This window comes from Stenotrophomonas terrae, from assembly GCF_001431465.1.
GTDB lineage: Bacteria > Pseudomonadota > Gammaproteobacteria > Xanthomonadales > Xanthomonadaceae > Stenotrophomonas > Stenotrophomonas terrae.
Genome location: NZ_LDJJ01000010.1, coordinates 129,748 through 136,745, shown reverse-complemented (window position 1 = coordinate 136,745; position 6,998 = coordinate 129,748). Strand labels below are relative to the sequence as shown.

The 6,998-nt window shown below is 64.0% G+C and carries 4 protein-coding genes and 1 pseudogene; all 5 read right to left on the bottom strand.

Annotated features, from left to right (window positions below):
* Window positions 1-292, bottom strand: a pseudogene (locus ABB27_RS04545) (peptidylprolyl isomerase); the annotation flags it as partial.
* Between the two features lie 3 nt (window positions 293-295).
* Window positions 296-1,000 (bottom strand): respiratory nitrate reductase subunit gamma, encoded by a 705-nt coding sequence (gene narI, locus ABB27_RS04540; protein ID WP_057627038.1) that lies wholly within the window; start codon window positions 998-1,000, stop codon window positions 296-298.
* On the bottom strand, window positions 997-1,677 hold the full coding sequence (narJ, locus tag ABB27_RS04535; protein ID WP_057627037.1) for a nitrate reductase molybdenum cofactor assembly chaperone: 681 nt from the start codon (window positions 1,675-1,677) through the stop codon (window positions 997-999). The genes narI and narJ overlap by 4 nt, the downstream gene beginning before the upstream one ends.
* Window positions 1,674-3,218: a nitrate reductase subunit beta gene (narH, locus tag ABB27_RS04530; RefSeq protein WP_057627036.1), complete on the bottom strand. Its 1,545-nt coding sequence runs from the start codon at window positions 3,216-3,218 to the stop codon at window positions 1,674-1,676. The genes narJ and narH overlap by 4 nt, the downstream gene beginning before the upstream one ends.
* Complete coding sequence (locus ABB27_RS04525) at window positions 3,218-6,973, bottom strand: nitrate reductase subunit alpha (protein ID WP_057627035.1); 3,756 nt, start codon at window positions 6,971-6,973, stop codon at window positions 3,218-3,220. Before ABB27_RS04525 ends, narH begins: the two co-directional genes overlap by 1 nt.
* Window positions 6,974-6,998 lie beyond the last annotated feature (25 nt).

Below are 6,998 nucleotides of genomic sequence, written 5' to 3'. Positions count from 1 at the left end.
GCTGCGGCTGGAGGCCGAGCCGCTCGGCCTCCAGCCGCAGCAGCTCACGCACCACCAGCGCACGTGCCGCATCGGCCCGTGACTGCTCCGGGCGCATCGCCCGATGGAACTGCATCTCGCGGGCGATATCGGCCTCGTTGATCGGCGTGTCCAGCACGTACAGGCTGCAGGGCGCCGGCTGGCCAAGCCCGCGGGTGCCCGCGTCCTGTACATGATGGTGGCCGGCCTCGGCCGGCACCGGGGTATCCGAATCGATCACCGTGATCGGAAGTATGCGTGGCAGGCTGCCCATGGCTTACTCCCGCGGACCGTAGCGCAGCGTGGCCTGACGACGACGCACCACCTGGTACGGCCGCCACAAATAGCTGATCGGCACGCTCCACACATGCACCAGACGGGTGAACGGTGCAATCAGCACCAGCGTCAGGCCGAGGAAGATATGCGCCTTGTAGACCCAGTGCACGCCTTCGACATAGTCGGCGGCACCGGCACGGAAGGTGACGATGTGCTGTGCCCATTCGGCCAGCATCACCATCACTCCACCGTCCAGATGGCCGGCCGAGATCTTGATGCTGTACAGGCCGAGGCAGAGCTGGGCGAACAACAACACCAGCACCAGCGTGTCACCAAAGCTGCCGATGGCACGCACCCGCGCATTGGTCAGCCGTCGCACCAGCAGGATGGTGATGCCGACAAAACACAGCGCACCGAAGAAGCCGCCTACCACCATCGCCAGCATCTGCTTCTGCGAGGAGGTGATGAAGGGCTCGTACAACGCATGCGGAGTCAGCAGGCCGACAAAATGGCCGCCAAGGATGGCGATGATGCCGATGTGGAAGCAGTTGCTGCCAAAGCGCATGCCGCGATCGGACAGCAGTTGGGTGGAGCCGGTACGCCAGCTGTACATGGCTTTGTCGTAACGCGCCCAGCTGCCGATCAACAGCACCGCCACCGCGATGTAGGGATAGAACTGGAAGGCGAACTGATTGAGGTAATTCATGGCTGGATCTCCCGCGGCTGCGCGCGTGCCGGTGAACGATGGGGTGGATCGCAATCCTGCGAAGGTGCATCGGTGCCGAAACGCACCGCTTCTTCCTCCCACAGGCTGTCCATGGCTTCGACGGTGTCGTCGCGCACTTCCTCGCTTGCCCGTTGCCGCAGCACCGCCAGGTTGACCTTGCCCTCGCCCGCCTCGACCAGGATCTCCAGCAGCACCGCATGCGGCAGCTGCCGCTCGGCGGCACGCGCGGCAAGCATGCCGGCGATATGGCCGATGTGGTGCAGCCAGTCCTTGGCCTCGGCCTGCGGCCGGTGCGAGAGGTATTCCAGCAGCAGCGGCAGGTAATCGGGCAGCTCGCGTGCATCCAGCTCGAAGCCGTTCTTACGATAGGCATCGATCAGGTCGACCATGGCCTGGCCACGGTCACGCGATTCGCCATGGATGTGTTCGAACACCAGCAGGCTCATCGAGCGGCCGCGATCGAAGGTGGACAACCAGCGGTCCTGCGCATCCAGCGGATCGCTGGCCAGCAGCTCACGCACAAAGGCCTGCAACTGCCCGCGACGGGCCGGCGACAGCGCCGGATCGTCGCAGGCCTCAAGCAGCTCCTCGCCATGCTGCCAAAGCTCGTCGCGTGGGTAGTCCAGCAATACGCCAATCAACTTGAGCACACTCATTTCACCACCTCGTGCCGGTGCTGGCGGTTGGGATGCACCGCGAACGTGGTGTTCTTGCGCTGGGTGAACAGGTCGGCCGGGCTGTCGCCATTGCAGCCATTGCCGAAGGTGAAGCCGCAGCCGCCACGTTCGCCGAAGGCGTCGTTGGCGTATTCGCGGTGCGCGCTAGGTATCACGAAGCGGTCCTCGTAGTTGGCAATGGCCAGGTAGCGGTACATCTCCTCGACCTGCGCCGGGGTCAGCCCCACCTGGTCGAGCACGCGCATGTCCTCGATACCGTCCACGTTCTTGCCACGGCGCCAGGCGCGCATTGCCATCAAGCGTTCCAGTGCGCGCACCACCGGCGCTTCGTCACCGGCCGTCAGCAGATTGGCCAGGTAGCGCACCGGGATGCGCAGCGAGGCGATATCCGGCAGCTCACCACTCATGCCGACATGGCCACGCTCGGCGGCGGACTGGATCGGCGACAACGGCGGCACGTACCAGACCATCGGCAAGGTGCGGTATTCCGGGTGCAGCGGCAGCGCCAGCTTCCAGTCGATGGCCAGCTTGTAGACCGGCGACTGCTTGGCCGATTCCAGCCAGCTGTCGGGGATGCCTTCGGCACGCGCAGCGGCGATCACCGCCGGATCGAACGGATCCAGGAAGATATCCAGATGTGACTGGTACAGATCCTTCTCCGCCGCCACCGATGCCGCCTCGGCAATGCGGTCGGCGTCGTACAGCATCACTCCGAGGTAGCGGATGCGGCCCACGCAGGTTTCCGAACACACGGTGGGTTCGCCCATCTCGATGCGCGGGTAGCAGAAGATGCACTTCTCGGACTTGCCGCTCTTCCAGTTGTAATAGATCTTCTTGTACGGGCAGGCCGACACGCACATGCGCCAACCACGGCACTTGTCCTGGTCGATCAGAACAATGCCGTCTTCCTCGCGCTTGTAGATGGCGCCGGACGGGCAGGCCGAGACGCAGGCCGGGTTGAGGCAGTGTTCGCACAGCCGCGGCAGGTACATCATGAAGGTCTTTTCGAAGGCGCCGTAGATCTCCTTCTGCACCTGGTCGAAGTTGTAGTCACGCGAACGCTTGGAGAACTCGGTACCAAGGATCTCCTCCCAGTTCGGGCCCCACTCGATCTTCTCCATGCGCTGGCCGGTCAGCAGCGAGCGCGGCCGCGCGGTGGGCTGATGCTTCAGCTCGGGCGCGTCGTGCAGGTGCTGGTAGTCGAAGTCGAACGGCTCGTAGTAGTCGTCGATCTGCGGCAGGTCGGGGTTGGAGAAGATCTTGGCCAGCATCCGCCAGCGGCCGCCGGCACGCGGCACCAGCTTGCCGGCGCTGGTGCGTACCCAGCCACCGTTCCACTTGTCCTGGTTCTCCCATTCCTTCGGGTAGCCAATGCCGGGCTTGGTTTCCACATTATTGAACCAGGCGTACTCCACGCCTTCGCGTGAGGTCCACACGTTCTTGCAGGTGATCGAGCAGGTATGGCAGCCGATGCACTTGTCCAGGTTCAACACCATCGCAATCTGGGCACGTACTTTCATCACACCACCTCCCGCGCGGCGCCGGTTGCACTCGAATTTGCGTCCTCACCATCCAGCCAGTCGATCTTGTCCATCTTGCGCACGATCACGAACTCATCGCGGTTGGTGCCGCAGGTGCCGTAGTAGTTGAAGCCCCAGGCCAGCTGCGCGTAGCCGCCGATCATGTGGGTGGGCTTGAGCACGATGCGGGTCACCGAGTTGTGGATGCCGCCGCGGGTGCCGGAAATCTCCGAACCCGGTACGTTGATGATGCGTTCCTGGGCGTGGTACATCATCGCCATGCCCGGCATCACCCGCTGGCTGACCACCGCACGCGCGGCAATCGCACCATTGACGTTGAACAGCTCGATCCAGTCGTTGTCCTCGATGCCGGCGTTGCGCGCGTCGTCCTCGCTCAACCAGACAATCGGGCCGCCACGCGACAGCGTCTGCATGATCAGGTTGTCGCTATAGGTGCTGTGGATGCCCCACTTCTGGTGCGGGGTGATCCAGTTCAGCACGATTTCCTTGTTGCCGTTCTGGCGCTTGTTGAGCAGCGGCTCCACCGTGCGTGTATTGACCGGCGGCCGGTAGCTCATGAAGGCCTCGCCGAAGTCGATCATCCACTCGTGATCCTGGTAGAACTGCTGGCGTCCGGTCACCGTGCGCCATGGGATCAACTCATGCACATTGGTATAGCCGGCGTTGTAGCTGACGTTGTCGTCTTCCAGCCCGGACCAGATCGGAGAGGAAATGATCTTGCGTGGCTGCGCCTGGATGTCACGGAAGCGGATCGCTTCGTGTTCCTTGCCCAGTGCCAGATGGGTGTGCTCGCGGCCGGTGAAGGTGCCCAGCGATTCCCAGGCCTTGACCGCGACATGGCCGTTGGTTTCCGGTGCCAGGTGCAGCACCACTTCGCAGGCATCGATCGCCGTGTCGATGGCCGGCCGGCCTTGGCTGATGCCTTCCTCCAGCACGGTATGGTTGAGTTTGCCGAGGAATTCGACCTCGTGCTTGGTATCCCAGTTCATGCCCTTGCCGCCGTTGCCGAGCTTGTCCAGCAACGGGCCCAGCGAAGTGAACTTGCGGTACAGGTTGGGGTAATCGCGCTCAACCACCGCCATGCTCGGCATGGTCTTGCCGGGGATGGCCTCGCACTGGCCCTTCTTCCAATCGGCGACGCCAAACGGCATGCCCAGCTCATTGGGCGTGTCGTGCAGGGTCGGCACCAACACCAGGTCCTTCTCGACACCCAGCACGCCAGGTGCCATCTCGCTGAGCGTGCGTGCCACGCCCTTGAAGATCTCCCAGTCGCTGCGCGATTCCCAGGCCGGGTCCACCGCCTTGGACAGCGGGTGGATGAAGGGATGCATGTCCGAGGTGTTGAGGTCGTCCTTCTCGTACCAGGTTGCGGTGGGCAGCACGATGTCCGAGTACAGCGCGGTGGTGCACATGCGGAAGTCCAGCGTCACCAGCAGGTCGAGCTTGCCTTCCGGCGCTTCGTCATGCCATTTCACGTCCTCGGGCTTGACCGCGCCCATCTCACCCAGGTCCTTGCCCTGCAGGCCGTGACGGGTGCCGAGCAGATGCCGCAGCATGTACTCGTGGCCCTTGCCGGAGGAACCAAGCAGGTTGGAGCGCCAGATGAACATCATGCGCGGGTGGTTCTGCGCGGCATCGGGATCGGCGAAGGCAAAATCCAGCGAGCCGTCCTTGAACTTGGACAGTGCGTAGTCGGCCGGTGCGATACCGGCCTGCTCGGCCTCGCGCACCAGCTGCAGCGGATTGCGGTCCAGCTGCGGCGCACTTGGCAACCAGCCCATGCGCACCGCACGCAGGTTGAGATCGGCCAGGCTGCCGCTGTACTTGGAGGCGTCGGCCAGCGGCGACAGCAGTTCGTCGACCTGCAGCTTCTCGTAACGCCACTGCCCGGTGTTGAAGTAGAAGAACGAGGTGCCGTTCATCTGCCGCGGCGGCCGGCTCCAGTCCAGGCCAAACGCCAGCGGCTGCCAGCCGGTCTGCGGGCGCAGCTTTTCCTGCCCCACGTAATGCGCCCAGCCGCCACCGGTCTGGCCCACGCAGCCACACATGACCAGCATGTTGATCAGGCCGCGGTAGTTCATGTCGTTGTGGAACCAGTGGTTCATGCCAGCGCCGACGATGATCATGCTGCGGCCATGGGTCTTGTCGGCGGTGCGGGCGAACTCGCGGGCAATCTCGATCACCTCGGCGCGTGACACGCCGGTGATGCGCTCCTGCCAGGCCGGCGTACCCGGCACGTTGTCGTCGAAGCTCTTGGCGACGTTGCCACCGCCGAAGCCGCGATCAACGCCGTACTGCGCCAGCAGCAGGTCGTAGACCGTGGCTACCAGCGCTTCGCCACCCTCGGCCAGCGGCAGGCGGCGCAGCGGGATGTTGCGCTCCAGTACTTCCTCGGCCGGCGCGGCGGTCCAGCCGTCGCTCTCGATACCGCCGAAGTACGGGAAGCTCACCGCCTCGATGCCGTCGTGGATATCGGCCAGGCTCAGGCGCAGGCGGGTTTCATGGCCATCGCTGGCCTTTTCCTCGATGTTCCACTTGCCCTTCTCGCCCCAACGGAAGCCGACCGAACCATTGGGCACGGTGATGTCGCCGCTGTTCTCGTCGAACGCCAGCGTTTTCCATTCGGGGTTGTTGCTCTCGCCCAGCCCGCCCAGCTCGCTGGCGCGCAGGAAGTGGCCCGGCACCAGCCGGCCATCGGCACGCCGTTCAACGCGCACCAGCATCGGCATGTCCGAGTACTGGCGGCAATAATCCTGGAAGTACTGCGAGGGTTTGTCGACGTGGAACTCGCGCAGGATCACGTGGCCGAAGGCGAATGCCAGCGCGGCATCGGTGCCCTGCTTGGGGTGCAGCCAATGGTCGGTGAGCTTGGCCAGCTCCGAATAGTCGGGGCAGATCGACACCGTCTTGGTGCCGTTGTAACGCGCCTCGGTGAAGAAGTGCGCATCCGGGGTACGCGTCTGCGGCACGTTCGAGCCCCAGGCGATGATGTAGCGGCTGTTGTACCAATCGGCCGATTCCGGCACGTCGGTCTGTTCGCCCCATACCTGCGGCGAGGCCGGCGGCAGGTCGCAGTACCAGTCGTAGAACGACAGGCAGGCGCCGCCGAGCAGCGACAGATAGCGTGCACCGGCCGCATAGGAAATCATCGACATGGCCGGAATCGGCGAGAAGCCGACGATGCGGTCCGGGCCGAATTCCTTGGTGGTGTACAGGTTGGAGGCGGCGATGATCTCGTTGGCTTCGTCCCAGTTCAGGCGTACAAAGCCGCCCATGCCGCGGCGGCGCTTGTACTCGCGTGACTTGGCCGGATCCTGCACGATGCTGCCCCAGGCCTCGACCGGCGACATGGTCTTGCGCGCCTGCCGCCACATGCGCAGCAAGGTGCCGCGGATCAGCGGGTACTTCAGCCGGTTGGCGCTGTACAGGTACCAGGAATAGCTGGCACCACGCGGGCAGCCGCGCGGTTCGTGATTGGGCAGGTCCGGGCGGGTGCGCGGGTAGTCGGTCTGCTGCGTTTCCCAGGTGACCAGGCCATTCTTGACGTAGATCTTCCAGCTGCACGAGCCGGTGCAGTTCACACCGTGGGTGGAGCGCACGATCTTGTCGTACTGCCAACGGGCGCGATAACTGTTTTCCCAGTCCCGCCCTTCGCTCTTGCTGAACCCATGGCCGTTGGCGAAGGGTTGTGGATCACGCTTGAAGAACTGCAAGCGATCAAGAAAATAGCTCATGGTGAATCTCCGTTCGCAAACTGCT

Bases quoted from the DNA above. Each gene is read 5' to 3' on its own strand.
- narI (WP_057627038.1), bottom strand. From the start codon at position 1,000: ATGAATTACCTCAATCAGTTCGCCTTCCAGTTCTATCCCTACATCGCG.
- narJ (WP_057627037.1), bottom strand. From the start codon at position 1,677: ATGAGTGTGCTCAAGTTGATTGGCGTATTGCTGGACTACCCACGCGAC.
- narH (WP_057627036.1), bottom strand. From the start codon at position 3,218: ATGAAAGTACGTGCCCAGATTGCGATGGTGTTGAACCTGGACAAGTGC.
- ABB27_RS04525 (WP_057627035.1), bottom strand. From the start codon at position 6,973: ATGAGCTATTTTCTTGATCGCTTGCAGTTCTTCAAGCGTGATCCACAA.